Annotated in this window: 24 protein-coding genes; 13 read left to right on the plus strand and 11 right to left on the minus strand. The window is 65.0% G+C overall.

Going from position 1 to position 25,827, the window contains the following annotated elements:
* Positions 1-78: 78 nt before the first annotated feature.
* Positions 79-1,029 (minus strand): agmatinase, encoded by a 951-nt coding sequence (gene speB / locus B8115_RS14060; RefSeq protein ID WP_010628452.1) that lies wholly within the window; start codon positions 1,027-1,029, stop codon positions 79-81.
* A 184-nt stretch (positions 1,030-1,213) separates the two neighbouring features.
* Between speB and B8115_RS14065 the strand changes: the two genes are divergently transcribed.
* The 4 genes from B8115_RS14065 (at position 1,214) to B8115_RS14080 (ending at position 5,898) form a co-directional block, all read left to right on the plus strand.
* A complete protein-coding gene (locus B8115_RS14065) occupies positions 1,214-2,635 on the plus strand; it encodes a sigma-54-dependent Fis family transcriptional regulator (RefSeq protein WP_035591203.1) in 1,422 nt (473 codons plus the stop codon).
* A gap of 91 nt (positions 2,636-2,726) precedes the next feature.
* Positions 2,727-3,818 carry a tripartite tricarboxylate transporter substrate binding protein gene (locus B8115_RS14070; RefSeq protein ID WP_010628454.1) on the plus strand — a complete coding sequence of 364 codons (1,092 nt, stop codon included), beginning with the start codon at positions 2,727-2,729 and terminating at the stop codon, positions 3,816-3,818.
* Between the two features lie 74 nt (positions 3,819-3,892).
* Entirely contained in the window at positions 3,893-5,419 is a 1,527-nt protein-coding gene (locus B8115_RS14075) for a tripartite tricarboxylate transporter permease (protein ID WP_010628455.1), read from the plus strand.
* A complete protein-coding gene (locus B8115_RS14080; RefSeq protein ID WP_010628456.1) occupies positions 5,416-5,898 on the plus strand; it encodes a tripartite tricarboxylate transporter TctB family protein in 483 nt (160 codons plus the stop codon). The genes B8115_RS14075 and B8115_RS14080 overlap by 4 nt, the downstream gene beginning before the upstream one ends.
* A 17-nt stretch (positions 5,899-5,915) precedes the next feature.
* Here B8115_RS14080 and B8115_RS14085 read toward each other — a convergent pair whose 3' ends face one another.
* The 7 genes from B8115_RS14085 to B8115_RS14115 all read right to left on the minus strand — a co-directional run bounded on the left by B8115_RS14085 (position 5,916) and on the right by B8115_RS14115 (position 14,499).
* The gene (locus B8115_RS14085; RefSeq protein WP_010628457.1) at positions 5,916-7,025 is read right to left on the minus strand and encodes a histidinol-phosphate transaminase; all 1,110 of its coding nucleotides are present in this window, start codon (positions 7,023-7,025) and stop codon (positions 5,916-5,918) included.
* Between the two features lie 54 nt (positions 7,026-7,079).
* Positions 7,080-8,006 carry a DMT family transporter gene (locus B8115_RS14090; protein WP_010628458.1) on the minus strand — a complete coding sequence of 309 codons (927 nt, stop codon included), beginning with the start codon at positions 8,004-8,006 and terminating at the stop codon, positions 7,080-7,082.
* Between the two features lie 7 nt (positions 8,007-8,013).
* Positions 8,014-9,405 (minus strand): FAD-binding oxidoreductase, encoded by a 1,392-nt coding sequence (locus tag B8115_RS14095; protein ID WP_026038129.1) that lies wholly within the window; start codon positions 9,403-9,405, stop codon positions 8,014-8,016.
* 31 nt (positions 9,406-9,436) lie between these two features.
* A complete protein-coding gene (locus B8115_RS14100; protein ID WP_010628460.1) occupies positions 9,437-11,059 on the minus strand; it encodes an ABC transporter ATP-binding protein in 1,623 nt (540 codons plus the stop codon).
* Positions 11,060-11,068: 9 nt separating this feature from the next.
* The gene (locus B8115_RS14105; RefSeq protein ID WP_010628461.1) at positions 11,069-11,905 is read right to left on the minus strand and encodes an ABC transporter permease; all 837 of its coding nucleotides are present in this window, start codon (positions 11,903-11,905) and stop codon (positions 11,069-11,071) included.
* Positions 11,902-12,879 carry an ABC transporter permease gene (locus tag B8115_RS14110; RefSeq protein ID WP_010628462.1) on the minus strand — a complete coding sequence of 326 codons (978 nt, stop codon included), beginning with the start codon at positions 12,877-12,879 and terminating at the stop codon, positions 11,902-11,904. The genes B8115_RS14105 and B8115_RS14110 overlap by 4 nt, the downstream gene beginning before the upstream one ends.
* A 69-nt stretch (positions 12,880-12,948) precedes the next feature.
* A complete protein-coding gene (locus tag B8115_RS14115; protein WP_010628463.1) occupies positions 12,949-14,499 on the minus strand; it encodes an ABC transporter substrate-binding protein in 1,551 nt (516 codons plus the stop codon).
* Positions 14,500-14,682: 183 nt separating this feature from the next.
* On the opposite strand from B8115_RS14115, the gene B8115_RS14120 reads away from it, so the two are divergent.
* Positions 14,683-15,366: a GntR family transcriptional regulator gene (locus tag B8115_RS14120; protein ID WP_010628464.1), complete on the plus strand. Its 684-nt coding sequence runs from the start codon at positions 14,683-14,685 to the stop codon at positions 15,364-15,366.
* Between the two features lies 1 nt (position 15,367).
* Here B8115_RS14120 and B8115_RS14125 read toward each other — a convergent pair whose 3' ends face one another.
* The gene (locus tag B8115_RS14125; RefSeq protein ID WP_010628465.1) at positions 15,368-16,132 is read right to left on the minus strand and encodes an SDR family NAD(P)-dependent oxidoreductase; all 765 of its coding nucleotides are present in this window, start codon (positions 16,130-16,132) and stop codon (positions 15,368-15,370) included.
* A 244-nt stretch (positions 16,133-16,376) separates the two neighbouring features.
* On the opposite strand from B8115_RS14125, the gene B8115_RS14130 reads away from it, so the two are divergent.
* The 5 genes from B8115_RS14130 (at position 16,377) to B8115_RS14150 (ending at position 21,170) form a co-directional block, all read left to right on the plus strand.
* Positions 16,377-17,357, plus strand: a complete 981-nt coding sequence (locus B8115_RS14130; RefSeq protein ID WP_010628466.1) for a TRAP transporter substrate-binding protein — start codon at positions 16,377-16,379, stop codon at positions 17,355-17,357.
* A gap of 77 nt (positions 17,358-17,434) precedes the next feature.
* A complete protein-coding gene (locus B8115_RS14135; protein WP_010628467.1) occupies positions 17,435-17,977 on the plus strand; it encodes a TRAP transporter small permease in 543 nt (180 codons plus the stop codon).
* Entirely contained in the window at positions 17,977-19,272 is a 1,296-nt protein-coding gene (locus tag B8115_RS14140; RefSeq protein ID WP_010628468.1) for a TRAP transporter large permease, read from the plus strand. Before B8115_RS14135 ends, B8115_RS14140 begins: the two co-directional genes overlap by 1 nt.
* Before the next feature lie 74 nt (positions 19,273-19,346).
* Entirely contained in the window at positions 19,347-19,802 is a 456-nt protein-coding gene (locus B8115_RS14145) for a TerB family tellurite resistance protein (RefSeq protein WP_010628469.1), read from the plus strand.
* A gap of 123 nt (positions 19,803-19,925) precedes the next feature.
* The gene (locus B8115_RS14150) at positions 19,926-21,170 is read left to right on the plus strand and encodes an FAD-binding oxidoreductase (protein WP_010628470.1); all 1,245 of its coding nucleotides are present in this window, start codon (positions 19,926-19,928) and stop codon (positions 21,168-21,170) included.
* Between the two features lie 18 nt (positions 21,171-21,188).
* Here B8115_RS14150 and B8115_RS14155 read toward each other — a convergent pair whose 3' ends face one another.
* Positions 21,189-21,617 carry a hypothetical protein gene (locus B8115_RS14155; RefSeq protein ID WP_010628471.1) on the minus strand — a complete coding sequence of 143 codons (429 nt, stop codon included), beginning with the start codon at positions 21,615-21,617 and terminating at the stop codon, positions 21,189-21,191.
* Positions 21,618-21,800: 183 nt separating this feature from the next.
* Here B8115_RS14155 and pyrC point away from each other — a divergent pair, with 183 nt between their 5' ends.
* The 3 genes from pyrC to B8115_RS14170 all read left to right on the plus strand — a co-directional run bounded on the left by pyrC (position 21,801) and on the right by B8115_RS14170 (position 24,905).
* Positions 21,801-22,838 carry a dihydroorotase gene (pyrC, locus tag B8115_RS14160; RefSeq protein WP_010628472.1) on the plus strand — a complete coding sequence of 346 codons (1,038 nt, stop codon included), beginning with the start codon at positions 21,801-21,803 and terminating at the stop codon, positions 22,836-22,838.
* 217 nt (positions 22,839-23,055) lie between these two features.
* Positions 23,056-23,922 carry a polysaccharide pyruvyl transferase family protein gene (locus tag B8115_RS14165; RefSeq protein WP_010628473.1) on the plus strand — a complete coding sequence of 289 codons (867 nt, stop codon included), beginning with the start codon at positions 23,056-23,058 and terminating at the stop codon, positions 23,920-23,922.
* A 5-nt stretch (positions 23,923-23,927) separates the two neighbouring features.
* Positions 23,928-24,905, plus strand: a complete 978-nt coding sequence (locus B8115_RS14170; RefSeq protein ID WP_010628474.1) for a glycosyltransferase family A protein — start codon at positions 23,928-23,930, stop codon at positions 24,903-24,905.
* Between the two features lie 87 nt (positions 24,906-24,992).
* On the opposite strand, the gene mtnN is transcribed toward B8115_RS14170, so the two are convergent.
* Entirely contained in the window at positions 24,993-25,733 is a 741-nt protein-coding gene (gene mtnN / locus B8115_RS14175; RefSeq protein ID WP_010628475.1) for a 5'-methylthioadenosine/S-adenosylhomocysteine nucleosidase, read from the minus strand.
* Positions 25,734-25,827: the final 94 nt, after the last annotated feature.

Here is a 25,827-nt window from a genome sequence, read left to right on the forward strand (position 1 = left end):
GGTATCCCTATGTTTGTCGTTGTGTGGGTTGTCGTTGTAGGCGTCGGTCGTTGTTGGGTCAGTCTCGACGCTCTTGTATCAGTCGCGACGCTTCACGCCGGGCAGTACGCACAGCATTTCGTAGAGCAGGGTGGCGCCCATCAGCGCCGTGTTGCCGCTGGGGTCGTAGGGCGGTGAGACCTCGACCAGATCGCCACCGACGATGTTGAGTCCGGTCGCGCCGCGCACGATCTCCAGCCCCTGGGCCGAGGTCAGGCCGCCCATCTCGACGGTGCCGGTGCCGGGGGCGACCGAAGGGTCGAGGCCGTCGATGTCGAAAGTGACGTAGACCGGGGTATCGCCCATCTGCCTGCGAACCTCTTCCATCAGCGGCGCCAGCGAGCGGTACCAGCACTCTTCGGCGGTGACCACGCGGAAGCCCTGCTGGCGACACCAGTCGAAGTCCTCGGCGGCGTAGCCGGTGCCGCGCAGGCCGATCTGCACCACCTTGCCGTGGGCCAGCAGGCCCTCTTCCTGGGCGCGGCGAAACGGCGTGCCGTGGGCGATGGGCTCGCCGAACATGTGCTCGTTGACGTCGGCGTGGGCGTCGATGTGGATCAGCCCCACCGGGCCGTGCTTCTTGGCGATGGCGCGCAGGATCGGCAGGGTGATGAGATGATCGCCGCCCAGGGTCAGCGGGATGCAGCCGTGGGAGAGCACCTCGTCATAGAAGGCGCTGATGATGTCCACGGTCTTGGGCAGGTGAAAGGTGTTGATCGGCACGTCGCCGATGTCGGCCACCTGCAGGCTGTCGAAGGGCGCGGCACGGGTGGCCATGTTGTAGGGACGCAGCATGCGCGACTCGTCGCGGATCTGGCGCGGCCCCAAACGCGTGCCGGGGCGATTCGAGGTGGCGATGTCCAGCGGTACGCCGATGAAGGCGACGTCCAGCCCTGCGGCACTGGGCTGGGTGGGCAGGCGCATCATGGTGGCGGGGCCGCCGAAGCGGGGCATCTCGTTGCCGCCAAGCGGCTGGTTGAAATCGGCCATGCTGGGCTCCTGATGGTTGGAAGTGTCATCCCTCACTCATCAGGTCTAGCAGGTTTCGTGCCAGCCGGAGCTCGCGCTGTCACGGGGCCTGTCAGGGCATGTGATGCAAATTCGAATCGTCAGTGGCGCTGCGGTGATGCAATAATGCATCCTTGATTCATTCATGCATCGGCTGGGTATCCTGATGAGCGACATCGACCGCGCGGTGGTGAGTACCATCGTCGAGACGGCCAACGACCACTTCTTCATCGTCGACGGCGACGGGCGGGTACTCGACGTCAGCCCTGGCGCGGCGGCGGTTTACGGCCTGCCGCGGGAGCAACTGGTCGGCAGCACGGTGCAGCAGCTGGAGGCGCAGGGCGTACTCCGGCCCTCCATCAGCCTGGAGGTGATCCGCACCGGCAGGCCGGTACAGCTGATGCAGGTGACGGGAACCGGCCGGCGAGTGATCGCCGAGGCGCACCCGGTGCATGTCGATGGCAGGCTCGAGCGCATCGTCAGCCGCTCCCGGGACCTGACCGATCTGCAGCTGCTGCAGGACGAATATGCGCTACTGCAGAAGCGTTTCAGCGAACACCTCAAGCGCAGTGGGGCCGGTGCTGGTCACGAGGATGGCCAACTGGACGAGGCGATGGGCAGCCTGGAGGTGCGCAGCGACGTGATGCGGGAGCTGGCGCTGCTGCTCAAGCGCGTGGCGCCTTCGGATGCCACGGTGCTGCTGCTCGGCGAATCGGGGGTCGGCAAGAGCGCCTTTGCCAAGCAGCTGCATCGCTGGAGCCGGCGGCGGCAGGGGCCGTTCATCGAGGTCAACTGCGGGGCGATTCCCGAGAACCTGTTCGAGTCGGAGATGTTCGGCTATCAGCCCGGCGCCTTCAGCGGGGCGGCGCGCCAGGGCAAGGCGGGGCTGTTGGAGCAGGCCGAGGGCGGTACCCTGTTCCTCGACGAAATCGGCGAGCTGCCGCTGCCCATGCAGACCAAGCTGCTCAAGGTGATCCAGGACGGCAGCGTGCTGCGCCTGGGCGATACCCGGCCGCGGCGGGTCGATTTTCGTCTGGTGGTGGCGACCAATCAGGATCTGGCCAGGCGCGTGGAAAGCGGTGGCTTTCGCCTCGACCTCTACTATCGCGTCAACGTCATTCCGGTCACCATCCCGCCGCTGCGTGAGCGCCGCGAAGACATCCCGGCGCTGGCCGAGGCATGTCTCGAACGCCTCAATCAGCGCTATGGCCAGCGTAAGCTGCTGCACGGCAGCGTGTGGCCGGAGCTGATGGGGGGCGACTGGCCGGGCAACGTCAGAGAGCTGGAAAACTGGCTTGAGCGCGCCTGGCTGTCGAGCCCGGACGATTCGATCCATTCGCCGACACGGGGCTACGTTTCATCCGTGACGCCGACGTCTTCACACGCAGAGACGACGCAGCCGGCCGAGCTGACCGAGAACGAAGGACTCTCCGCCTATCTGGCCCGGGTCGAACGCGAGGTGCTTGAGGCGCTGTGCCGGTCGCTCCCCAGCACCTATGCCATCGCCGAGCGGCTGGGGATCAGCCAGCCCAGCGTGGTGCGCAAGCTCAAGCGGCATGGGCTCAGGATCGAGCGCCGGGCCGATTGAGCTCGATGTCACGAGGTCGTGACGGGGAACACTGTCTATAGTGGTTTGGGTGAGTAACGCCTTCCGTTCCGTTTCGACCTTGGAGCTACCCATGCCCCGCACAACCTATAACAAGATCGCCGCCATCGCGACCGGCCTGGTCCTTGGCGCCAGCGTCATGCTTCCTGCCGCCCACGCCGACGACTACTACGCCGGTCAGACCATTCGCATGATCATTCCTTTCTCGCCGGGTGGCGGGACGGATACCTTCGGCCGGCTGATCAGTCAGCATCTGGGCCGTCATATCCCCGGCAGCCCCACCATCGTATCCGAGAACGTCACCGGTGCCGGCGGTCTGCTGGGCAGTAACGAATTCGCCGAGCGGGTCGACCATGACGGTCTCACTCTGATGACCGCCTCGGGCCACCTGAACCTGCGCGCCTTCCTCGGCTTACAGGGGCTCAGGCTCGACCTCGACGCGCTGGAGCCGGTGGTAGCCGCGCCCATGGGGCACGTGACGGCCATCTCCACCCAGGCAGGCATCGACGACCCGGCCGACCTGCTCGAGGCGCAAGGCCGGCTGACCAAGGGCATCACCGATCCCGTGGGTCTGCTCGAGTCGCTGGTAGCGCTGGAGATGTTCGAGCTGAATTACCGCGCGGTACCCGGCTACGGCGGCCGCGGCGATACGCGCATTGCCTTCGAGCGTGGCGAACTGATGATCAACACTCAGAGCACGCCGGCCTATCTCAACAGCGTACAGCCGCTGGTGGACGAGGGGATGGCCATGCCGCTCTACGCCATCGGCTTCATCGATGGCGAGGGCAATCCGCAGCGCGACCCTGCCGTACCGGACATGATCACCGCCCCTGAGCTCTACGAGCAAATCCACGGCGAGATGCCTTCCGGCACCATCTGGGAGGCCTTCAAGGTCACCGTGCCGCTGGTGCAGAACACCCGCGGTACCGTCTGGGTACATGGCGATATCCCCGACGAGGCGATGGCGGCCCTGCAGGCGGGGGTCGAGGCCATGGTCAACGACCCGGAGTTCCAGGAGGCCAGTGCCAACATCCTCGAGGGCTACGAGATCATGTGGGGTGACGACCTGGGGCAGATCAAGGCTTCGATGGATGCCGCCTCACCGGAAGTTCTCGACTACCTGCGCGACATGCTGAACGAGCGCTTCGGCACCGAGTTCAACTGAGATGCCTGCATGCGACGAGCCGCCCGGGGTTTCGGGCGGCTCGTCGCGTGCACGGGCTTTGACATGAGGTGCTCATGCTGGATGCGTTCGACAATGCGTTCTGGATTCTGCTCGACCCCTTTCGCCTGTTGATGCTCTTTTCCGGGGTGGCGATCGGTATTGCCGTGGGAATTCTGCCCGGACTGGGTGGGCTGATGGGGATGGCGCTGGTACTGCCGTTCCTGTTCGGCATGGATGCCTACGCCGGGGTGGCCCTGCTCATCGGTATTGCGGCGGCGGTGCCCAGCGCCGATACGTTTCCCTCGGTGCTGATGGGCATTCCCGGCTCTTCCGGCTCTCAGGCCACCATCATGGACGGCTATCCGATGGCCCGCCGAGGCGAGGCCGCCAGGGCGCTGGGGGCGGCCTTCACGGCGTCGCTGATCGGCGGCCTGATCGGGGCGCTGGCGCTCTCCGCCGTGGTGCCCTTCGCGCGCCCGCTGATTCTCGCCTTCGGCTCACCCGAGCTGTTCATGCTGACCCTGCTGGGGCTCTCCATCATAGGGGTGCTGTCGGGCAATCGACCGCTCAAGGGCATGCTGGCGGCAGTCGCGGGGCTGGCCATCGGCACCGTCGGCGGCGCGCCGGTGGCGGCGGAATATCGCTTCGCGGGGGACTTTCTCTACCTCTACGACGGACTGTCGCTGGTCATCGTGGCGCTGGGGCTGTTCGCGCTGCCGGAGATCGTCGACCTGCTGGCCCGTGGCGGTGCCATCGCCGAGCGGGCTCGCGGCCTCGGCCACGGCTGGATGCATGGGGTGCGCGACACGCTGAGGCACAAGTGGCTGGTGATTCGTCATAGCGTGATCGGCGTGGTGATCGGCGCCATTCCCGGCATGGGTTCGTCGATCATCGACTGGGTCAACTACGGTATCGTGGCCCAGACCAGCAAGGATCGCAGTCGTTTCGGCAAGGGTGACGTGCGGGGTGTGATCGCCCCCGAGAGCGCCAACAACGCCAAGGAGGGCGGCGTGCTGATGCCGACCCTGCTGTTCGGTGTGCCTGGCTCCTCGGCTATGGCCATGCTGCTGGGGGCGCTGATGATCTTCGGCGTTCAGCCCGGCCCGCAGATGCTGACCCGCGATCTCGACCTGGTGTTCGTCATCATCTGGTCGCTGGCGCTGGCCAACGTCTTCGGTACCTTCATCTGCCTGTTGCTGTCGCGGCCCATCGCACGGCTGACCTTCGTGCCGTTTCATTACATTGCCCCGGTCATCATCGTCATCGTGATCGTTGGCGCCTGGCAGGAGACCCGACACTGGGCCGACCTGGCCTTCCTGCTCGGCTTCGGGCTGCTGGGCTGGTTGATGAAGCGCAGCGGCATGCCACGTCCGCCGCTGCTGATCGGCTTCATTCTCAGCGGCCTGGCCGAGCGCTATCTGTGGATGTCCTACAACCTCTACGACTGGGAATGGCTGACGCGTCCCGGCGTGCTGACGATCGGCGCGCTGGCGGTGGCGCTGATAGTGGCCAGCGTCAGGCTCAAGCGCAACACCAGCCAGCGGGCCGAGGCGATACAGGCAGCCGAGAGACCCGAGATCGACAAGGAGAGCCGCCCATGAAAGCCCGCTTGATCGGCATCTTCACCCGCCATCTGCAGACGCCATTCGTGCTTTTCGTGCTGGTGGGGTTGGTGGCCGTGCTGACGATCAGCCAGTCGTTCTCGCTCGGAGCGAGGCTGTTTCCCACCGTGGTGGCCGCGCTGGGCATCCTGCTGGCGCTGCTGGAGCTGGGGCGACAGTGGCTGCGGCGGGGGGCGCGGGAAGCCAGCGATTACACCGACCTGGGCGACGAGGACGACAGCCCGCTGTTCTTCGCCAAGGGGCTGCTGTTCTTCGCCTGGATGCTCGGCTTCGTGGCGCTGTTTCTTGGCATCGGTGCTTTGCCGGCAGCCGGGCTGTTCGTGCTGGCCTTGCTCAAGCTTCAGTTTCGCAGCCCCTGGCTGCCTAGCCTGGGGCTTGCCGCCGGTATCGTCATCCTGCTGTGGGGTCTGGGCAAGGTGCTGCAGCTGCGCTGGCCCACCCCTTTGCTGGGCTTTTGAAGGCCACAGGGGGGCGCTCATGCACCCGATGCCAGCGCCCGCTCCAGAATGTCGAAGCGACCCGGTACCAGGGCATCCTCGACGGCGGTGATACGCAGCACGTGGCCGAGGTCCGGGTGCGCGGGGCGGGCGATCAGGCGGCCGGCCTCGAGCAGCTCCTGATTCAGCCGTCCGGCCAGCTCCGCACTCGAGAAGCGCAGGGCGATGAAGTTGGTGGCGCTCGGCAGCACCTCGGCGCCCAGTTCGTGAAAATGGCGAGTGAGGCGTTCCCGGCGTGCTTTTACGGCGCGAATGTGCGCCTCCACCTCGGCGTGGCGATCGAGCACGGTCTCGGCGATGACCTGGGTGAGGCTGGATACCGCATAGTGGATCCGCACCTTCATCATCATTCCCAGGGTTTCCGGCTCGGCGATGGCGTAGCCGATGCGCATCCCGGCCAGCCCGTGAGCCTTGGACAGCGTGCGCAGACGGATCACGCCGGGCAGTGCTTCGCGGCTGAACGGTGAGTCGGCGTCGTCGCGGAAGTCGTGGTAGGCCTCGTCGAGCAGCAGCCAGCAATCGTCGGGCAGCTCGGCACGCAGCCGGCGGATCTCGTCGTCGCCGTGCAGATGCCCGCTGGGGTTGTCCGGATTGGCGACGTAGACCAGCCGGGCCCGGTGCTCATGGGCCGAAGCCAGCAGGGCGTCGAGGTCGGGGGTGAGCAGGCCGGGCGCCTCGCGATAGGGCCGCTCCACCAGATGACAGTTCTGTCCGCGAGCGAAATAGCCGAAGGTGGGGTAGGTACCGCTGGCGCTGACCACCGGGCAACCGGGTTCCGCTACGGTGCGCAGGGCCAGGGCGATCAGACTGTCGGCGCCGGCATCGACCAGGGTGTGTTCCAGCGGCAGCCCGTAGAGCGAGGCGAGCCGCTGGCGTACGCCCAGCGCTTCCGCGTCGCCGTAGCAGTAGACATGCTCCGTCATGGCATCGCCGAAGCGTTCGCGCAGCGCCCGATGGGGCATGTCGAGGCCCTCGTTGGAGCCCAGGCGGTGGGGGATCTCGCGGCCGATGCGACGTTCCAGCACCTTGATGCCGGGAAAGGGGTTGCTGGGGCCGGAGCCTTTGAGGTGATCGGGAAAGCGGGGCATGCTGCACTCCATATACGCGTTGACGAAAGATCGTTGCAGAAGCCTGGGGCTGGCTCAAGTCGCGGGCCAGCGTGGGGTCATGACACTGGCTACGGCCGCAAGTATCAGGCCAAGCGCCACCAGAAGCCTCGGTGTGAGTGCCTCGCCGAGCAGCATCACGGCACTGAGGACGCCGACCACCGGGATGAGCAACGTGCTGATGGTGGACTGCGCCACGCTGAGACGGTTGACGTTGCGAAACCACAGCATCTGGGCCAGGCAAATGGCGAAGACCAAGTGGTAGCCCAGTCCGAACCAAGTCGAAACCTGCCAGGCGGCCGGCGTGCCCGGCGACTCGAACAGCGACGCCAGCACGATCATGGGTAGGGCGCAGAGAGCGAATTGCCAGCCGGTGATGACCACTGCATGGCCCTGCCAGGTGCCGCGGCGCTTGGTCAGCACGGTGCCGAGTGCCCACGACAGCGCGGCGCCCAGCACGAATGCCGGCCCGGCAAGGCCTGCCAGGCCGGCGTGCCAGGCAGCCGGTCCGAGCAGTACCAGCAGTCCGGTCTGGCCAAGCCCGAGTCCCAGCCATTGGCGCGGCGATACCCGCTCGCCGAGCAGGCCGATAGCCAGCAGCAGGGCCCAGCACGGCATGGTGAAGGCAATGATGGCCGCCTGGGACGTGGGCATGTGCAGCTGACCGAAGGCAGTCCCGACGTTGAATCCCAGGATGGTGAAGCCGCCGGTCACGGCCAGCCACAGTCGCTCGCCTGGCGCGATGGCCAGCGGCCAGCCTTTCAGCCATGCCCAGCCCAGCAGCATCACGGCGCCGGTGACGAAGCCGATGGCGCGCAGAGTGAAGGGCGGGATGTCCATCAGGCTGAAGCGCACGGCCGGCCAGTTGCCGCCCCAGAACAGACCGATGGCCAGGATCAACAGCAGGGTCGTACCGGTGTGGTGCAGCGGCACGCTTGCCTGCGGACTGGGCTGAGAGGGCATGACCCGCTCACTCCTCGGGTGCCAGGATCTTGTGACGATTGAGCAATCCCTTCGGGTCCAGCGCCTGCTTCAGCGTGCGCATCAGGGCAATCTCACCGGGGTTGCGGGAGAGCGGCAGGTAGTCGCGTTTCTCCAGACCGATACCGTGCTCGGCGGAGATCGAGCCGCCCAGCTCGGCCAGCGGGCCGTAGACGATCTGCTCCACCTCGCGGCGGGTCTGGGGATCGCCGCTGCCGGCCCCCACCGACACGTGCAGGTTGCCGTCGCCGAGATGGCCGAATATCACCATGCGCCCCTTGGGCCAGCGTTCGCTGATCCTGCGCTCGAGCGTATCGGCGTAGTCGGCCATGTCGGGAATGGGCAGGCTGACGTCGAAGGTGAACAGCGGGGAGAGGTGGTCGATCAGCCCCTCGATGTCCTCGCGGATATCCCAGATGCCCTGGCGCTGGGCGTCGGATTGGGCGAGCACGGCGTCCTCGATCAGGCCGGCTTCGAGGGCCGACTCCAGTGCCGCGCTGAACTGCACGATATTGGCCGCGTCGTCGCTGCCCAGCGACTCGACGATGGCATAGAAGGGCCAGCGTGCCGGCAGGGGCGGCGTGTTGCGGCCGCTCTCCTCGGTGAGCAGCGCGTAGTGGTTGCGCCACATCACCTCGAAAGTGCCCAGGCTGCCGCCCAGCGCGCGCCCCAGGTGCCTGAGCAGACCGGTCACGCCCTCGAAGTCGGGGCAGGCCACCAGCGCGGTACGCTCGCTGGTCATTCTCGGCTGCAGCCGTAGCACGGCGCGGGTGACGATACCCAGGGTGCCCTCGCTGCCGATGAACAGCTGCTTGAGGTCGTAGCCGGCGTTGTTCTTCAGCATGCGATTCATCGAGCTGACCACGCTGCCGTCGGCCAGCACCGCTTCGAGCCCCAGCACCTGCTGGCGCATCATGCCGTAGCGAATGACCCGTACGCCGCCGGCATTGGTGGCGATGTTGCCGCCGATGGTGCAGGAGCCCCGCGCGCCGAGGTCGAGTGCGAACTGCAGGTCGTGCTCGGCAGCGGCCTCCTGCACGGTTTGAAGCGCGATACCGGCCTGAACCGTCATGCTGCCGCCGATGGGGTCGATCGCCTCGATGGCGGTCATGCGCTCCAGCGAAATGGCAAGCTCGTCCGGTCTCGCCTCGCCGCCATGTACCAGGCCGGTGAGGCCGCCATGGGTCACCACCGGTTGAGCGACGGCGTGGCACAGGCGCATCACCTGGGCCAGCTCGTCGGTGTTGGCCGGCCGGACGATGGCGCCGGCGCGACAGCTCGCCCCGCTCATCCAGTCGACCCGGCGCTGGGCGACGTCATCGCCGGTCAGCACGTTGCCCTCGCCAACGATGGCGACGATTCTCTCCAACAGCGACTGCATCTGCTTCATCCTTCTCGATCGTTGCGGGGCATCAGGCCATGGCGGCTTCGTGCGCACGGCCGGGTATGGCGTCCAGCAGCTGCTTGGTATAGGCCTCCCGTGGCCTGAGGAACACCTCCTGGGCGGTACCTTGCTCGACGATGCGGCCGTGCTGCATGACGATGATGGAGTCGCAGATCTGTGCAGCCACCCGCAGATCATGGGTGATGAACAGCAGCGAGAGCGACAGCTTCTGCTTCAACTCCTCCAGCAGTTCGAGCACCTGGGCCTGGATCGACACGTCGAGGGCCGACACCGCCTCGTCGGCTACGATCAGCTCCGGGTTGAGCGCCAGGGCACGGGCGATGCCGATGCGCTGGCGCTGGCCGCCGGAGAACTCGTGGGGGTAGCGATCTACCGCCACGGCGCCGAGGCCGACCAGCTCCAGCAGCTCCTCGGCTTGCTGCATTGCCTGCCGGCGCGCTACGCCATTGGCCATGGGGCCCTGGGCGATGGCGTAGCCGACCCGGTGGCGCGGATTGAGCGAGGCGTAGGGATCCTGGAAGATCATCTGTACCCGGCGCCGCTCCCGGCGCAGTTCGTCTCCCTTCAAGGCCGAGAAATCGGTTCCGCTGAGGCTCAGCGAGCCGCTGTCGGGCCGTTCCAGGCGCACCACGCAGCGGCCCAGGGTCGACTTGCCCGAACCGGACTCGCCGACGATTCCGACTGTCTCACCCGGTGCCAGGGTGAAGGAGACGTCGTCCAGGGCGCGCACCTCGCGGGCCGGCTTGAACAGGCCGCCGCGTGAGCGGAACACCTTGTTGAGGTTGCGCACCTCCAGCAGCGGCGCGGGCCGCTCCTGAGCGACGGCGTCCGGAATGATGTTGCTGGGAATCGCCTCGAGCAGGGCGCGAGTATACCCGTGGCGAGGATTTTCGAGCACCTCCTGGGCCGTGCCGAGCTCGACGACCCGACCGTAGCGCATCACGCAGACACGGGTGGCCACCTCGGCCACCACGCCGAAGTCGTGGGTGATGAACATTACCGCCATGCCGCGGCGCTGCTGCAGGTCACGGATCAATTCCAGGATCTGCGCCTGGGTGGTGACGTCCAGCGCGGTGGTTGGCTCGTCGGCGATCAGCAACTCCGGCTCCAGCGCCAGTGCCATGGCGATCATCACCCGCTGGCGCTGCCCGCCGGAGAGCTGGAACGGGTAGGCGCGGATCGCCTTGTCCGGTTCGGGGATGCCGACCTCCTCGAGCAGCGCCAGTGCTCTCTGCTGGCGCTCCTTCGAAGTGAACTTGCCATGCGCTTCGAACACCTCGGCGATCTGGGCGCCGACCCGCATCAGCGGGTTCAGTGCGGTCATCGGTTCCTGAAAGATCATGCCGATGCGCAGTCCGCGCAGTTTGCGATGCTGCTTTTCCGTCAGTGCCAGCAGGTCCTGACCGTCGAACAGGACCTCACCGGCGGTGGCGCGAACGCCCTTGGGCAGCAAACCCATCACCGCGTTGGCCGCCATCGACTTGCCTGAGCCGGACTCGCCGACCACGCACATGATCTCGCCGCGGGCCACGTCGTAGCTGACCTCCTCCACCGCGTAGTCGCGATCGGCGCCCTTGGGCAGGGCGAGGGTCAGGCCGCGAATGCTCAATACCGGAGCGTTGTCGTTCATGTCGTTCTCCTAGGAGCGTTCGCGGGCGAGCTTGGGGTTCAAGGCATCATCCAGCCCCTCGCCGACCAGGTTGAGCGCCAGCACCGTAAGCAGGATCGCCAGGCCGGGGAAGAAGCTCAGCCACCAGGCTTGCCGGATCACCGTGCGGGCGGCACCGATCATGTAGCCCCAGGACATCACGTTGGGGTCACCCAGGCCGAGGAAGGAGAGGGCCGACTCCAGCAGGATGGCGGTGGCTACCATCAGCGAGGCCAGCACGATGATCGGCGACAGGGTGTTGGGCAGGATCTGACGCAGGATGATGGTGCGGTTGGTCTGGCCGACCAGGCGAGCGGCCTCCACGTATTCGCGGTGGCGCAGCGACATGAACTCGGCGCGCACCAGGCGTGCCACCGGCGGCCAGCTGACGATGGCGATGGCCAGTACGATGGAGGTCACGCTGGGCTGCATGATCGCCACCAGCACGATGGCCAGGGCGAAGTTCGGGATGGTCTGGAAGAACTCGGTGAAGCGCATCAGGGCGTCGTCGATCAAGCCGCCGTAATAACCGGCGATGGCGCCCAGTGGCACGCCGATGAGCAGCGCTACCGAGGTCGAGACCAGGCCGATCAGCAGCGAGACCCAGGCGCCGTGCATCAGTCCGGCGGCCACGTCGCGGCCCATGGTGTCGGTGCCGAGCCAGAAGCCATCCACCTCCATGGGGGCGAGGAAGGGTCGCTGCACCATACGCCAGGGCGACTCGGGATAGAGGAAGGGGGCCAGCATCGCCATCGCAATGATGGCCAGCAGGATGAACAGGCCGACCAGAGCGCCGCGGTTCTGGGCAAAGCGGGCGAAGAAGCTCATGAGGCCTCCTTGATGCGCGGATCCGCCAGGCGATAGACCAGATCGGTGATGATGTTGAAGACGATGACCAGTGCGGCGGAGAAGAAGAAGATGCCCAGCAGCAGGTTGTAGTCGCGCTGCTGCAGCGCCTCGAACATCAGCCGGCCGATGCCGGGCCAGGCGAACACCGTCTCGGTCAGGATGGCGCCGCCCACCATCTGGCCCGCCTGCAGGCCGGCCAGGGTGATGATCGGCAGCAGGGCGTTGCGCAGGATGTGGCGTCGCTGGATCACGCCCGGGGCGAGCCCCTTGGCGCGGGCAGTCTTGACGTAGTCCTGCTGGCTTGCCTCGAGCATCGAGGCGCGGGTCATGCGGGTGTAGATGGCCATGAAGAACAGCGCCAGGGTGGTGGCGGGCAGGATCAGATGCTTGGCCACGTCAAGCACCAGGGCAAAGCCGGTGTGTCCAGCGCCCACCGTGTACATGCCGTAGGCCGGCAGCCAGCCGAGGAAGACCGAGAACAGCACCACTGCCATCAGTGCCACCCAGAACAGCGGCGTGGCGTAGAACAGCAGGGCCAGGGCCATGATGATGGAGCCGGAAGGCTTCTTGACCCGGGCCGCGGCCATGGAGCCGGCCACGATGCCCAGCGCCAGCGACAGTACGAAGGCGGTGCCGGTGAGCAGCAGGGTGGCCGGCAGGCGGGCGAGAATCAGGTCGAGCACCGGCATGCCCTGGCGATACGACCAGCCGAAATCGAGCATGGCGATACCCGAGACGTAGCGCCACAGCTGGACGTAGATCGGCTGATCGAGGCCGAAGCGTTCACGCAGCTGACGCAGGAACTCCTCGTCGGTGGCGCCAGCCTCGCCGGCCAGGATGGCGGCGGGGTCGCCCGGTGCCATCTGAATCAGGAAGAAATTGAAGATCACGATCAGGAACAGGACGACGACGGCCTTGAGCAGCCGCATCACGATCAGTCGAGCGTAGAGCATACAACCGGCCTCTTGCGTGACGGTGGTAAGGGGCGGCTATACCGCCGCCCCGTCAGGGCGAACGTCGACTCAGCGGTCGAGCCAGGCGTCCCTGAAGCCGTCGTTGACCCCCACACCGGAGGTGACCAGGTTCTGGACGTCGCAGCGGTAGATGGTCGGGAAGCCGAGCTCCAGCAGCCAGCCTACCGGTACGTCCTCGTGGATGATCTCCTGGGCTTCGCGATAGAGGGCTTCGCGCTCCTCGTCGGGGAAGGCCGTGGCCGCCTCGTCGAACAGCTCGTCGACCCGCTCGTTCTCGTAGCCGCCGACGTTGTTCCACGGGGAACCGCGCTCGATGTTGTCGGAGAGGTAGGAGCGGGTGATGCCCAGGGCCGGATCGCCGTACTGGAAGAGGAAGGTGAAGGCGAGGTCGTAGTCCCACTCGGAGAGGCGCTGGTTCCAGCCACCCACGTCGGTGGACTGGGTGCGCACGTTGATGCCCACTTCGCGCAAGTTCTGCTGCACGGCCTCGGCCCAGCGGGTCCAGGTCTCGCCGTAGGGCAGCGGCAACAGGCGTACCTCCTCGTTGTCGTAGCCCATCTCCTCGAGCAGCTCGCGGGCGCGATCCGGATCGTGGTCGTAGGGATCGAGGCCGTCGTGGCGGAAGCGCGCATTGGAGCCGAAGGAGGAGAGCGGCACCTCGCCGAGGCCGTTCCACAGCACGTCGCGGGCGAACTCACGGTCCATGGCATACATCACCGCCTGGCGGAAACGCTTGTCTGCCGTCGGCCCTTCGCGGTTGTTCATCCACAGCATGGCGAAGGGGCTGAAGTACTCGTGGCCCTCCTCCGTCACGCAGGTGTTGTCCATGGCGGTCAGGCGCGGAATGTCGAAGTTCTCCACGGTGCCGTTGGGCAGCACGTCGACGGTGCCGTTCTCGTAGGCCACGGCGCGGGAGGCGCCATCCGGGATGACATGCCAGTTGATGCCGTCCAGGTAGGGCAGGTCTTCCTCGTAGTAGTCGTCGAAGCGTACCAGCTCGATGACGGTGCCGCGGTCCCAGTTCTCGAACTTGAACGGGCCGGTGCCGATGGGATGGCTATTGTGCTCATTGTCGCGGAAGTCAGTGCCCTCGTAGAGATGCTTGGGCACCATGGTGAAGGTGCCGGCCTCGAAGGAGAGCAGGAAGGGGCCGAAGGGCTCGGAGAGAGTGAAGACCACGGTGTGATCGTCCTCCGCCTCGATGCTTTCCACGTGCTGCAGCACGGCGCGGGCGCTGGGGTTCAGCTCGCGGTGGAATTCATCGGCGGAGAACACCACGTCGGCGGCGGTGAAGGGCTCGCCGTCATGCCACAGCACGCCCTCGCGCAGGTGGAAGGTGTAGACCAGACCGTCGTCGCTCACTTCCCAGGATTCGGCCAGCTGAGGTTGCGGTTCCAGGTCGGTGGTGTAGCGCAGCAACCCTTCATAGATGTTGCCGGCGACCTTGCGGGTGGGGTCGTTCTGGATCATGCCGAGCACCAAGCCGGGTGGCTCGGGCTGGATGATGGTGTTGATGGTGCCCCCGGAGCGGGGTTCATCGGCAAAGGCAGAAGTGAAGGCCAGGGCGGCAACGGCCGCGGCCAGAGGGGTCAGTCTCATCATCGAATTCCTTCTTGTTGTCTCGGGTGTTTGTTGTGCTTCTTCCCTCTGATGATAGGTAGTGACTATCAGCCCTTTTGACCATAGCAGTGACATTTGAAACTGTCGACAGTCGTCAATCGACGGTCGACAGGTCGGGTCAATCGTCTTACTGTAGCTACAAAAGCGACAAGAGCCAGGTGCATGACCCCTTCGAGTGCTTTCGGTAGCGGTGCGATCATCCAGCAGCGCAATCTGGTGGAGCAGGTCGCCGACTACCTGACCCAGGCCATCATCAGTCAGCGTTATGCGCCCGGTGAGCGGCTTTCGGAAGTTCAGTTGGCTCGCGACCTCGGGGTGAGCCGAGCCCCCGTGCGTGAAGCGGCGCGGCTGCTGGAGAGCCGCGGGCTGCTGGTCTCCCAGCCTCGCCGTGGGTTCTTCGTGCGGGCGCTGGATGCCAGTGAGCTGATCGATGTCTTCGATCTTCGCCTCTGCCTCGAGCGGCATGCGATGGCGCGCCTGGTCGAAAGCTACGATGCACAGAAGGAACAGGCGCTGCGCCGTCAGGTCGAGCTGATGTGCGAGGTGGCGTTGCAGGACAGCGATAGCCGCAAGATCGAGGAGGACCTTGTCTTCCATCGCATGCTGATCGACTTCTCGGGCAATCGACGGCTGCTCAAGGCTTTCGACGACATCACTCACGAGCTGCGTCTCTGCATTGCCCTGATCGGCAAGACCCATGCCGAACCCGACACCATCGCCACCTGCCACTGGGAATTGCTGGATGCGCTGGCCAGCGGCGATCCGCGGCGTTGCCACGAGGCTATCGACTACCACATTGGCGTGGCGCGGGATTACGTGGTGAAGGGCATCGGCGAGTCTGCCTGAGTCACTCGCGCAGTATGGTGAACGGCGACCACTGCTGACACAGCGGCGTGACTTCCAGCCGGGTGATGTTCACGTGGGGTGGCAGTTCCGCGATGTGCAGCGCCTGAGCGGCCACGTCGGCGGGTTGCAGGGCGTGGGTGCCGGCGTAATAGCGGTCGGCGGCATCGCGATCGCCTTTCATGCGCACTTCGGTGAATTCGCTCATGGTCATGCCCGGTGCCAGATCGGTGACGCGCACGCCGGCGGCACTGACGTCGCAGCGCAGGTTGTAGCTGAACTGCTCGACGAAGGCCTTGGATGCACCGTAGACATGGCCGCCGGGGTAAGGGGTGTGAGCGGCAATGGAGCCGATGTTGATGACGCTCGCTCCTGCACCGTGAGCCACCAGTCGTGGCAGCAACAGCCGTGTGACCGTGACCAAGCCCTTGATGTTGGTCTCGATCATGGCGTGCCAGTCGTTGAGATCGGCTTCCTGGGACGGCCCCTTGCCCAGTGCCAGGCCGGCGTTGTTGAGCAGCACTCTGGGACGTTCGAAGGGCGGTGGAAGCGAGTCGACGACCTGCTGAACGGCATCGCGGTCGGTGACGTCCAGCACGGCTGTGTGAACCGGTACCTGGGCGAGACGCTGCTGCAGGGCGTCCAGGCGCTCCTGCCGGCGACCGGTGAGGACGAGCCCCCAGCCGGCATTGGCGAAGGCCTCGGCGCAGGCCCGGCCGATGCCCGAGGTGGCGCCGGTGATGAAAGCGATGGGCGTGGTTTCGTGCATGGTGAATGCTCCAGGAACGATACTTCCATTGAGATGCTGCCTGGCGCTGCATGATATTAGCCATTGGTCGCAGTTTATCCGCGGGGCAGCTGGAAAATGCCGCTGGGCGGGCGTTCCAGAGGCATCGCGATGCACGAAGCCTCCCTTCATCAAAGCCGATTTGAGCGCAGCCTGAGCATGTTTCAAGATCAGGACATCGTCATCACGATAACCAACATAACGATAACGATCAGGAGAGCACCTCATGCGCAAGTCCTTGCTTGCCACGCTGGCCACGCTCGGCATGCTGAGCGCCCCGCTCGCACTTGCCAGCACCATCGAAATCCAGGTCAACAACACCATGAGCGAGGGCGGCTCCGAAAGCGCCGCCGTGGAGCGTTTCGCCGAATATCTCGAAGAGCAGGCGCCGGGCCGTTTCAACGTTCGGCCTTTCCTCGCCGGCTCGCTGGGCAGTGAGGATGGGGTCCTCGAGCTGCTCAACCTGGGGCAGACCCAAATCTCCATCACCGGCGGCAACTGGCGCCAGCAGTATGCGCCGGAGTACGACGCCATCACCGTGCCGTTCCTCTTCTCCACCTGGGAGGAGGTCGACGCCTACATGGAGAGCCCCTCCGGCCAGCGCCTGGTGGAGATCGCCGAAGAGAAGGGCGGTCTCAAGTACTTCGGTACCCAGCATCGCGGCCCGCGTCACATGACCGCCAACAAGGCGATCCATACCCCCGAAGACCTGCAAGGGTTCCGTCTGCGTCTGCCGTCGCTGCCGGTCTGGCTGCAGGTCTGGGAGGGGATTGGTGCCCAGGTGGTCAACGTGCCGGCACCCGAGATCTATCTGGCCATGCAGACCCGCCAGGTGGACGGTCACGAGAACTCGCTGTCCTCCCCCTATACCCGCCGCCTGTGGGAAGTGCAGGATCACATCATCCTCACCAGCCACGTGCAGTTCCCATGGAACTGGGTGGCCAGTTCGCGCTGGTGGAACGGCCTCGATGAAGAGGATCAGGCGCTCATCACCGAGGCCATCCATGTCGCGCGGCAGCACGGCACCGAGGTGGAGCGGGAGCTGGACGAGTACTACCTCGAAGAACTCGAGAAGGCCGGCATGACCATCGTCGAGCCGGATATCGAAGCCTTTCGCGAGGCTGCCATGCCCTCCATCGAGCGCGTCATGGCCGACATGGCCGACGGCGTGCTGGAGGATGCCACGGGCGGGAACGGCAACGACTGATTGCCATGCACGCCAAGTGACCCTCAGCGGCGGCCTTCGGGGCGCCGCTGATGTTTTCCGTCTGGAGGATCGCTGTCTTGACGTTTTCATCAACGCCGCCACGGGGCGCCCTGGATCGGGTTGCCTTCTATCTGCTCAAAGGCGTCACGCTGATCTGTGATTTTCTCGGCGTACTGATGCTGGCCGGTGTGCTGCTGCTGATCGTGTCGGCTGTCATCGCCCGGGACTTCATCGGCCTGGGCATGCCCTGGACCGAAGAGGTCGCCTCGATACTGGCCATCTATGCGGTGGCCTTCGGCTCGCTGTCTGCCTGGGTGCGCTTCGAGCATCTGGTGGTGGATCTGTTCAGCCATCGTCTCGGTGATGTGGCGCGTGCGCTGCAGTACCGCCTGGTGGCGCTGCTGTCGTGTGGATTCTTCGTACTGGCGGCTTACGGGGCGCTGACGATGTCGGTAGCCAGTGCCAACAATCGCACCGTGTCGCTGGGGATCAGCTTCAGCTACCTCTATTACGGCATATTCATCGCCTTTGCCGGCATGGCCGTGCTGGCGCTGTGGCAGACGCTGCGGGGGCCGGTGGCCTGGCAGACCGAGCTGCAGGCCGAGCGGGAGACGAACTGATGCAGGAACTGATGGTTTTCGTCGGCGGTCTGCTGCTGCTCATGGCCATCGGCTTGCCGGTGGTGGTGGCCATCGGCATCACCTCCTTCATCGCCCTAGCGGTGACCGGCACCGGCGGCCTGCCGGTGGAGCTGATGTCGCTGCGCATGGTGCAGACGCTCAACAATTTCACCCTGCTGGCCATTCCGCTGTTCATTCTGGCTGCCAACATCATGAACACGGGCTCGACCACCACGCGGATCTTCGATTTCGCCACGGCGCTGGTGGGCTTCACCAAGGGCGGCCTGGGTCATGCCAACGTGGTGGCCAGCTCGATCTTCGCCACCATGTCCGGCACCGCGGTAGCCGACGCCGCCGGCCTCGGCAGCATCGAGATCAAGGCCATGAAGGAGCGCGGCTACGACCTCGGCTACTCGGCCGGTATCACTGCGGCTTCGAGTGTCATCGGGCCCATTCTGCCGCCGAGTATCGCGCTGGTAGTCTACGGCTGGCTGGCCAACGTCAGTATCGGCGCGCTGTTCATGGCTGGGCTGGTGCCCGGTATTCTCATGGCTCTGCTGTTCATGGGCATGACCGTGGTGCTGGGGGCGGGTAAGCGCGTGACCATGCCGCCGCCGGTGCCGTTCGATGGTAAGGAGGTGCTGCGCACCGGCAGACGCGCCGTGCTGCCGCTGTTCATGCCGGCCATCATCGTGGGCGGGATCTGGACCGGGCTGTTCACGCCTACCGAGGCGGGGGCGGTGGCCTCGGTCTATGCGCTCATTCTCGGCGGGCTGGTCTATCGCGATCTCTCCTTGCGCGATCTGTTCCAGGCTTTCCGCCGCACGCTGATGTTCAGCGCCGCGATCCTGCTGATCATCGCCGTATCGAGCTTCTACGGCTGGATCCTGGTGCGCATCGGCATTCCTCAGGCGCTGGCCGGTCAGGTCGCCGCCATCGACATGCCGACGATCCTGCTGCTGCTGGCCTTCGCGCTGTTCTTCCTGTTGATCGGCTGCTTCATGTCGGTGATCGAGAGCATCCTGATCTTCACACCGATCGTGGTGCCGGCTGCCCTGGCCGCTGGGCTCGATCCGATTCACTTCGGCATCGTCATGGTCATCACCCTGTCGGTGGGGGTCATCACTCCGCCATTCGGCACGGTGCTGTTTCTGATGGTGGGTATCACCCGGCTGCGCTATGCGCAGATCGTCATCTCGATCCTGCCGTTCCTGATCCCGATCCTGCTGACGATTCTCATCCTGATCGCGCTGCCGACGCTGACGACCTGGCTGCCGCGCACGATGGGCTATTGAAGGCGGCGGCAGCCTCGAACGGAACGCCCGAGGCTGCCGCCGGTCTGAAGCGATACCATCGCAGGGGATCCGCCATGCTCGACACCATTCAGCGCTTCTTCCAGCAAACCCTGGCCGAGCCCGAGCGCTCGGACGACCCCGCTCCGACCCTGGAGCGTGCCACCGCCGCGCTGCTGTGCGAGGTGATGCGCGCCGATTATCACACCGACGAGACCCAGCTCGCGGCGCTGCGTGAGCTGCTCATATCGCATTTTCAGCTTTCCGGTGCGGCGGTCGAGGAACTGATGGAGATGGCTCGCGACGAAGTGGAGAACTCCGTGGACCACTATCAGTTCGTCAGCCTGATCAAGCAGCACTACGACTACGACCAGCGTCGCGAGCTGGTGCGCATGATGTGGGTGCTGGCCAATGCCGACGCCAATCACAACGCTCTCGAGGAGCACCGTATCCGGCGTCTGGCCGATCTGCTTCACGTCAGCCATTCCGACTTCATCCGCACCAAATTGCAGGTTCAAGGCAAGGCGCAATAGCGACTTTCTTGATCCAGGCCGACAAGCGAGAGGTTGGCCCGCCATGCTCCGAGACGTACTGGTAGACTGGTGCGCTCGTTCCGGCAGGGGGCCGGTCGCGTCAGCGCATCGTGGAGGAGAGGCATGTCTCGTGAAACCGTCGTCCTGGGAGCCGGCATGGTCGGTGTTTCCATTGCCTGGCACCTGGCCCGTCGTGGGCGTTCGGTGCTGCTGGTGGATCGTCTCCCGCCCGGTCGCGAGACCTCCTATGGCAACGGCGGCCTGATCCAGCGCGAGGCGGTTCGCCCCTACACCTTTCCCCGCGAGCTGAGCAAGCTGCTGAGCTCGCTGCCCAACCGGCGGGTCGACATTCGCTATCGCTGGAGCGGGGTGCTGCAGTTCGCCGGGCCGCTGTTCGACTACTGGCGCTACTCGTCGCCTCGTCACTATGCACGCATCATCCCCGAGTACGCGTCGTTGATCGCGCTGTCGACCCAGGAGCATGCGCCGATGATCGAAGCCGCCGGCGCGAGGGAGCTGATCGGCAAGGAGGGCTGGCTCGAGGTGCACCGCAGCCAGACGGAGCTCGAGCGTCGGGCGCTCGAGGCCGAGGACTCTGCCCGGCGTTTCGGTGTGACTCACGATTTGCTCGATGGCCAGGGTCTGGCGCTGAAGGAGCCGGGCCTCGGCGGCGGGCTGGCCGGGGCGATTCACTGGACCAACTCCTGGAGCGTGGCCGATCCGGGTGAGCTGGTGGCCGCCTATGCCCGCAGCTTCGAGCAGTCGGGAGGAGAGTTTCTGCAGGCGGAAGTGAGGGGTGTGCGTCAGGCGGAGTCCGGCTGGCGCCTCGATACCGACCAGGGCGGTATCGATGCCCGTGATGTCGTGGTAGCCCTGGGCCCCTGGGCAGGCTCCTGGCTGAGAGATCTCGGCTACCACCTGCCGACCTTCGTCAAGCGCGGCTACCACATGCACTACGGTACGGCGGAAGGGCAGCGCATCGATCATTGGCTGGCCGATGCCGACATCGGCTACATCCTGGCGCCCATGCGGGCCGGTATCAGGCTGACCACCGGGGCCGAGCTGGCGCCGCTGGATGCGCCATCTTCCCACGATCAGCTGGCCGCGGCCGAGTGTAAGGCGCGGGAGCTCTTCCCCGGCTTGGGTGAGCGGCTGGAGGCACAGCCGTGGAAGGGTGCGCGCCCTTGTCTGCCGGACATGAAGCCGGTGATCGGGCCGGCACCGCGCCATGCGGGGCTGTGGTTCGCCTTCGGCCACGGGCACCAGGGCTTCACCATGGGACCGGCCACGGGGCGTGTACTGAGCGAAATGATGGAAGGTGAGCCGACGGCGGTGGATATGGCGCCGTTTCGCGCCGAGCGCTTTTGAGTGTCCTGGGCCAGGCGCCTACGGCTTGGCCCGATTGCGGCGACGGCGGAACAGATGGTGCACGAACTTGATCACCAGGGTCATGACGTAGACCACCCAGCCGGCGGTGGCGAGTACGTTGAACAGCAGCATCTTCTGTTCGCCGCTCATGGGCGCGAGCATGTTCTCGATGAAAACGCCGAAAAGCAATGCCAGGGCCATGGGCAAGGCCAGGATGTGCATCCACATCTCGGTGCGGCGCTTGCGCACGTGGTAGCGGCTCAGGTGGATCCGAAACGGTCGATGCACGGAGCTGACCAGAATCATGGCGCCGAGGGCGAGCAGGGCGGCAAGCGTCGGTTCGACACTCCCAATCTGCGCCGAGATACTGATCGACCAGAAGAACACGATCCACATCAGACCGGCCAGAATGGCGACGATATCGGCGTAGTGGCGAACCCGAGGCATTGGCGGCGACTCTCACGGCGAAAAACGGCGTCGATGATACGGCAAAACGGCGTCTGTTGCTGCCGCGAAAGCGATTTTCTCGATAGCTCCAGCGGGCGGGTGGTACGCGAGCGGTACGCCATTTTGGTCGGGCCTTCCGGTATACTCTGGCATCGACACTCATGTTGAACGACAGGACGCCCCGTGACCGCTATTACCCTGACCCGACCCGATGACTGGCATCTCCACCTGCGCGACGGCGAGGCGCTAGCAGCCGTGGTGCCCGCCACTGCGCGTCAGATGGGGCGGGCGATCATCATGCCCAATCTCAAGCCGCCGGTCACCACCACCGAGCAGGCGCAAGGCTATCGCGAGAGAATTCTGGCGGCTCGCCCCACGGGTTCCACCTTCGAGCCGCTAATGACGCTCTACCTCACCGACAATACCCCGGCGGAAGAGATCGAGCGGGCCGTGGCAAGCGGTCTGGTGCATGCAGTGAAGCTCTATCCCGCCGGAGCGACGACCAACTCCGACTCGGGCGTCACCGATCTGGCGCACTGCGATGCCGCCATCGGCGCCATGGCACGCCTCGGCTTGCCGCTGCTGGTGCATGGCGAAGTCACCGATGCCGAGATCGACATCTTCGACCGCGAAGCGGTGTTCATCGAGCGGGTGATGAAGCCGCTGCTCGAGCGTCATCCGGATCTCAATGTGGTATTCGAGCACATCACCACCGCCGATGCCGCCGAGTTCGTCGCTCAGGCTCCGGCCAACGTGGGTGCGACCATCACCGCTCACCACCTGCTGTTCAACCGCAACCACATGCTCGTGGGCGGCATTCGCCCGCACTACTACTGCTTGCCGATCCTCAAGCGCGAGCGCCATCGCGAGGCGTTGCTGGCGGCCGCCACCTCGGGCAGCGGCAAGTTCTTCCTCGGCACCGACAGCGCGCCCCACGCTCAGGGCGACAAGGAGTCGGCCTGCGGATGTGCCGGCGCCTATACCGCACCGGCGGCCATCGAGCTCTACGCAGCTGCCTTCGAGCAGGCCGGTGCTCTGGACCGGCTGGAGGGCTTCGCCAGCCACTTCGGGCCGGACTTCTACGGCCTGCCGCGCAACGCCGACACTATTACCCTGGTACGGGAGGAGTGGACGCTGCCCGACTCGCTGCCCTATGCCAACGGTCAGCGCATCGTGCCGCTCAAGGCGGGGGAAACGCTGATGTGGAAGCTGCGCGACTGACCGCTCGAGCGGAAGCGAGACGGCCGCCTTCGGGCGGCCGTTCTGCATTTGGTGATGGGTATCATGTTCGATGACATTCCTGCGGCGAAGCCGTGACGGCTAGTCTATCGTGTGAGTTGAGTACAGGGAGTACTCTCTCATCGCTACTTACGTTCCATCTGAGTGCCTGAGGCTTGGCCGCAGGGTGCCCGTAGGTATGCGTCGAGAACGATCCAGGATGACAAGGTCGACTCATAAGCAGGTTCGCAAGGGGCTTCGCAGCCTGCTCGAGTTTGCGTTGCTGCTGACCTTCGCCAGGGAGAGGATTCCGGTCGTATATTTCGACAAACGGCTGAACGTCGGAGATGCGATCACGCCTTACCTGGTACGGCGGCTCACCGGTAAGGATGCCTACCGCGTTCACTCGAACGTGGGCGCGCATCTGTTGGGTGTGGGAAGCATCCTTCACCAGGCGAAAAGTCGGAGTCTGGTGTGGGGTAGCGGTGTCATCGACCCGCGGTGGCTACCAGGACGAGAGGCTCTCGAGCATGCCCGCTTCCTGGCGCTCAGGGGTCGGCTTACCCAACAGCTGTTGGCTGCCAATGGCGCGGATGTCTCAAGAGCGATACTGGGCGATCCTGCTCTCCTCATGCCTCTGTTCTACCAGCCTGTGCGTTGCGATCGGCACTACCGTGTCGGGCTGGTGCCTCACTATATCGATCTGGATAACCCCGTGGTCCGCTATATGGCGGGTCTGCCCGACGTCAAGTTGATCGACGTGGGGCAGCAGCCTGAGCCGTTCATTGATGCCCTCGCCGAATGCGATGCGATCGTTTCTTCCTCGCTGCATGGGTTGATTCTTGCCGATTGCTACCGAATTCCCAATCGTTGGGTGCGGTTCTCCGATGCTCTGATCGGTGGCGAGTTCAAGTTTCGCGACTATTACAGTACGACGGACGCTCCCGATACCGTCGTCTTGACGCTAAGGGGGCGGGCTGAGGCCGACGATTGCATGGCGGCGTTGCCTGCACGGGGTGGGGTGGCGAAGTATCTGAATGAACCGGAGCGGTTGGTCGCCAGTTTTCCCTTCGACGAATTCAAGTGACGGTCATGGACATGCGCGAGCCGACCATCAGCATCATCGTCCCGGCCTACAACGTGGCCTCCTATATAGAGGCCGCGCTTGAGAGCCTGGCCAGCCAGACGTTACCGCCCCACGAGGTCATCATCGTTGACGATGGCAGCGAGGATGACACCTGGGAGCGTCTACGTGCATTTCCTCATCCCTATCGCGTCGAGCTGATAGCGACGGTCAACCAGGGGCAGGGTAGGGCCCGAAACCTTGGGATTGCCAGTGCGTCGGGCGATTACGTCTACTTCTTCGATGCCGATGACCTGCTGGAATCCGATTTCATCGAGCAGATGCATGCCCTCATCACATCCACCCACTACCCGGACATCATCTTCTTTTCGGGAGCTGCGTTCTTCGACGAAGGGGCGAAAGGGCTGGGTTTGGTGCGCTCCTACCGCCGCGGGTTCGAAGGCGAGTACACCAGTGCGGCTGACCTTCTGGCGGCGTTCGAACGGCATGGCGGCGGCTCCTGCAGCCCTTGTCTCTATCTGAGCAAGCGCATGCTGTGGGGGGATCGATTGGGCTTCAAGGCTTACTATCACGAGGATGAACAGGTCTTCTATCCCCTGATCTTTTCAGCCAGACGTCATGTGGTGACCGATCGTGTATTGTTCCGGCGCAGAATCCGTCATAACTCCACCATGACGATGGCCAAGTGCATGAAGCACGTGAAGGGCCTGCATGGCCTGCTCGGGTCGCTGTTGGAGCTTTATCGCGACCCCGCCTATCGCAGTTGCCGGCGTCATATCCGCAAGCGTGCTCTGCAGTATACCGGTCAGTACATGGGCGTATGCCGCAAGGTGCGGGCACCCTATGATCTCTCGCTTCTGCTGGCGCTGATGCTAGGATTCAGAAACCGCAGCATGTGCTTGAAAATCGTCTTTCATGCGCTCAGCGATTCGCTGCGTATCGCGATCAAGCGTCTGATGGGCCGGGGCAAGGTGTGTAGCCACTGAGGCAGGACGGCTTTGCTGGGGGCGCTGGGGAGCGGTCATGGTCTCGGCCATTGCCGCTCCCCTGTTTTTTCAGGCGAAGCCTGATGCCTAGCTGGCGGCGAGTTCGATGTCGGGTTGCGGCTCGGTCTTGCCCAGACGCAGGACCATGCGCTCCACCATGCGTGCCGAGTGCGCGGCGGCTTGCTCCAGGAACTGCTCGAACGAGAGGTGATTGTCGCCGCCGCCGGGGATGTCGGACAGCGCGCGGATGACCACGAACGGACAACCGTAGAGGTGGCAGGTCTGAGCGATGGCGGCGGCTTCCATCTCGGCCGCCAGCATGGTGGGGAAGCGTGTGCGGGTCTTGGTGACCAGCTCCGGGCAGGCCATGAAGACGTCGCCGGTAGCGATCAGGCCTTCCACCACCTTGACCTCGCCCAGCTCCTCGATGCACTCCCGGGCGAGCGTGACCAGACGGGCATCGGGCAGGTAGGCGGCGGGCATCTGCGGCACCTGGCCATGCTCGTAGCCGAACGCCACGGCATCCACATCGTGATGTCGCACCTCGCTGGATACCACGATGTCGCCGATCTCCAGCCCTTCACCGAAGCCGCCGGCCGAACCGGTGTTGATGATCGCTTCGGGCTGGTAGACGTCGAGCAGCAGGGTAGTACCGATGGCGGCATTGACCTTGCCGATGCCCGACTGCAGGATGACCACATCGACACCGTGCAGCTTGCCGTGATGGAAGGTGCAGCCCACATGGGTGCGGGTACGGCGGCCTTCCAGTTGCGAAGCCAGGTAGTCGACCTCCTGGGCCATGGCGCCGATGATACCGATGCGTTTCATCTCGAGTCGCTTGCTCCGCTAAGGCGGCCGGGCCGCCGTGTCGTGAGTAGGTATGTTCTGAGGAGGGGCGTATTCTAGCGGAGCGACGCTAGGT

It is taken from the genome of Halomonas sp. KM-1 (assembly GCF_000246875.1).
GTDB lineage: Bacteria > Pseudomonadota > Gammaproteobacteria > Pseudomonadales > Halomonadaceae > Halomonas > Halomonas aerodenitrificans.

Coding starts and splice junctions, on each gene's coding strand:
- B8115_RS14105 (WP_010628461.1), bottom strand. CDS start 11,905: ATGAGCTTCTTCGCCCGCTTTGCCCAGAACCGCGGCGCTCTGGTCGGC.
- B8115_RS14170 (WP_010628474.1), top strand. CDS start 23,928: ATGGACATGCGCGAGCCGACCATCAGCATCATCGTCCCGGCCTACAAC.
- B8115_RS14095 (WP_026038129.1), bottom strand. CDS start 9,405: ATGCAGTCGCTGTTGGAGAGAATCGTCGCCATCGTTGGCGAGGGCAAC.
- B8115_RS14150 (WP_010628470.1), top strand. CDS start 19,926: ATGTCTCGTGAAACCGTCGTCCTGGGAGCCGGCATGGTCGGTGTTTCC.
- B8115_RS14075 (WP_010628455.1), top strand. CDS start 3,893: ATGCTGGATGCGTTCGACAATGCGTTCTGGATTCTGCTCGACCCCTTT.
- B8115_RS14090 (WP_010628458.1), bottom strand. CDS start 8,006: ATGCCCTCTCAGCCCAGTCCGCAGGCAAGCGTGCCGCTGCACCACACC.
- B8115_RS14065 (WP_035591203.1), top strand. CDS start 1,214: ATGAGCGACATCGACCGCGCGGTGGTGAGTACCATCGTCGAGACGGCC.
- B8115_RS14080 (WP_010628456.1), top strand. CDS start 5,416: ATGAAAGCCCGCTTGATCGGCATCTTCACCCGCCATCTGCAGACGCCA.
- B8115_RS14125 (WP_010628465.1), bottom strand. CDS start 16,132: ATGCACGAAACCACGCCCATCGCTTTCATCACCGGCGCCACCTCGGGC.
- B8115_RS14115 (WP_010628463.1), bottom strand. CDS start 14,499: ATGAGACTGACCCCTCTGGCCGCGGCCGTTGCCGCCCTGGCCTTCACT.
- mtnN (WP_010628475.1), bottom strand. CDS start 25,733: ATGAAACGCATCGGTATCATCGGCGCCATGGCCCAGGAGGTCGACTAC.
- B8115_RS14165 (WP_010628473.1), top strand. CDS start 23,056: ATGACAAGGTCGACTCATAAGCAGGTTCGCAAGGGGCTTCGCAGCCTG.
- B8115_RS14120 (WP_010628464.1), top strand. CDS start 14,683: ATGACCCCTTCGAGTGCTTTCGGTAGCGGTGCGATCATCCAGCAGCGC.
- B8115_RS14130 (WP_010628466.1), top strand. CDS start 16,377: ATGCGCAAGTCCTTGCTTGCCACGCTGGCCACGCTCGGCATGCTGAGC.
- B8115_RS14110 (WP_010628462.1), bottom strand. CDS start 12,879: ATGCTCTACGCTCGACTGATCGTGATGCGGCTGCTCAAGGCCGTCGTC.
- speB (WP_010628452.1), bottom strand. CDS start 1,029: ATGGCCGATTTCAACCAGCCGCTTGGCGGCAACGAGATGCCCCGCTTC.
- B8115_RS14070 (WP_010628454.1), top strand. CDS start 2,727: ATGCCCCGCACAACCTATAACAAGATCGCCGCCATCGCGACCGGCCTG.
- B8115_RS14140 (WP_010628468.1), top strand. CDS start 17,977: ATGCAGGAACTGATGGTTTTCGTCGGCGGTCTGCTGCTGCTCATGGCC.
- B8115_RS14085 (WP_010628457.1), bottom strand. CDS start 7,025: ATGCCCCGCTTTCCCGATCACCTCAAAGGCTCCGGCCCCAGCAACCCC.
- B8115_RS14155 (WP_010628471.1), bottom strand. CDS start 21,617: ATGCCTCGGGTTCGCCACTACGCCGATATCGTCGCCATTCTGGCCGGT.
- B8115_RS14100 (WP_010628460.1), bottom strand. CDS start 11,059: ATGAACGACAACGCTCCGGTATTGAGCATTCGCGGCCTGACCCTCGCC.
- B8115_RS14145 (WP_010628469.1), top strand. CDS start 19,347: ATGCTCGACACCATTCAGCGCTTCTTCCAGCAAACCCTGGCCGAGCCC.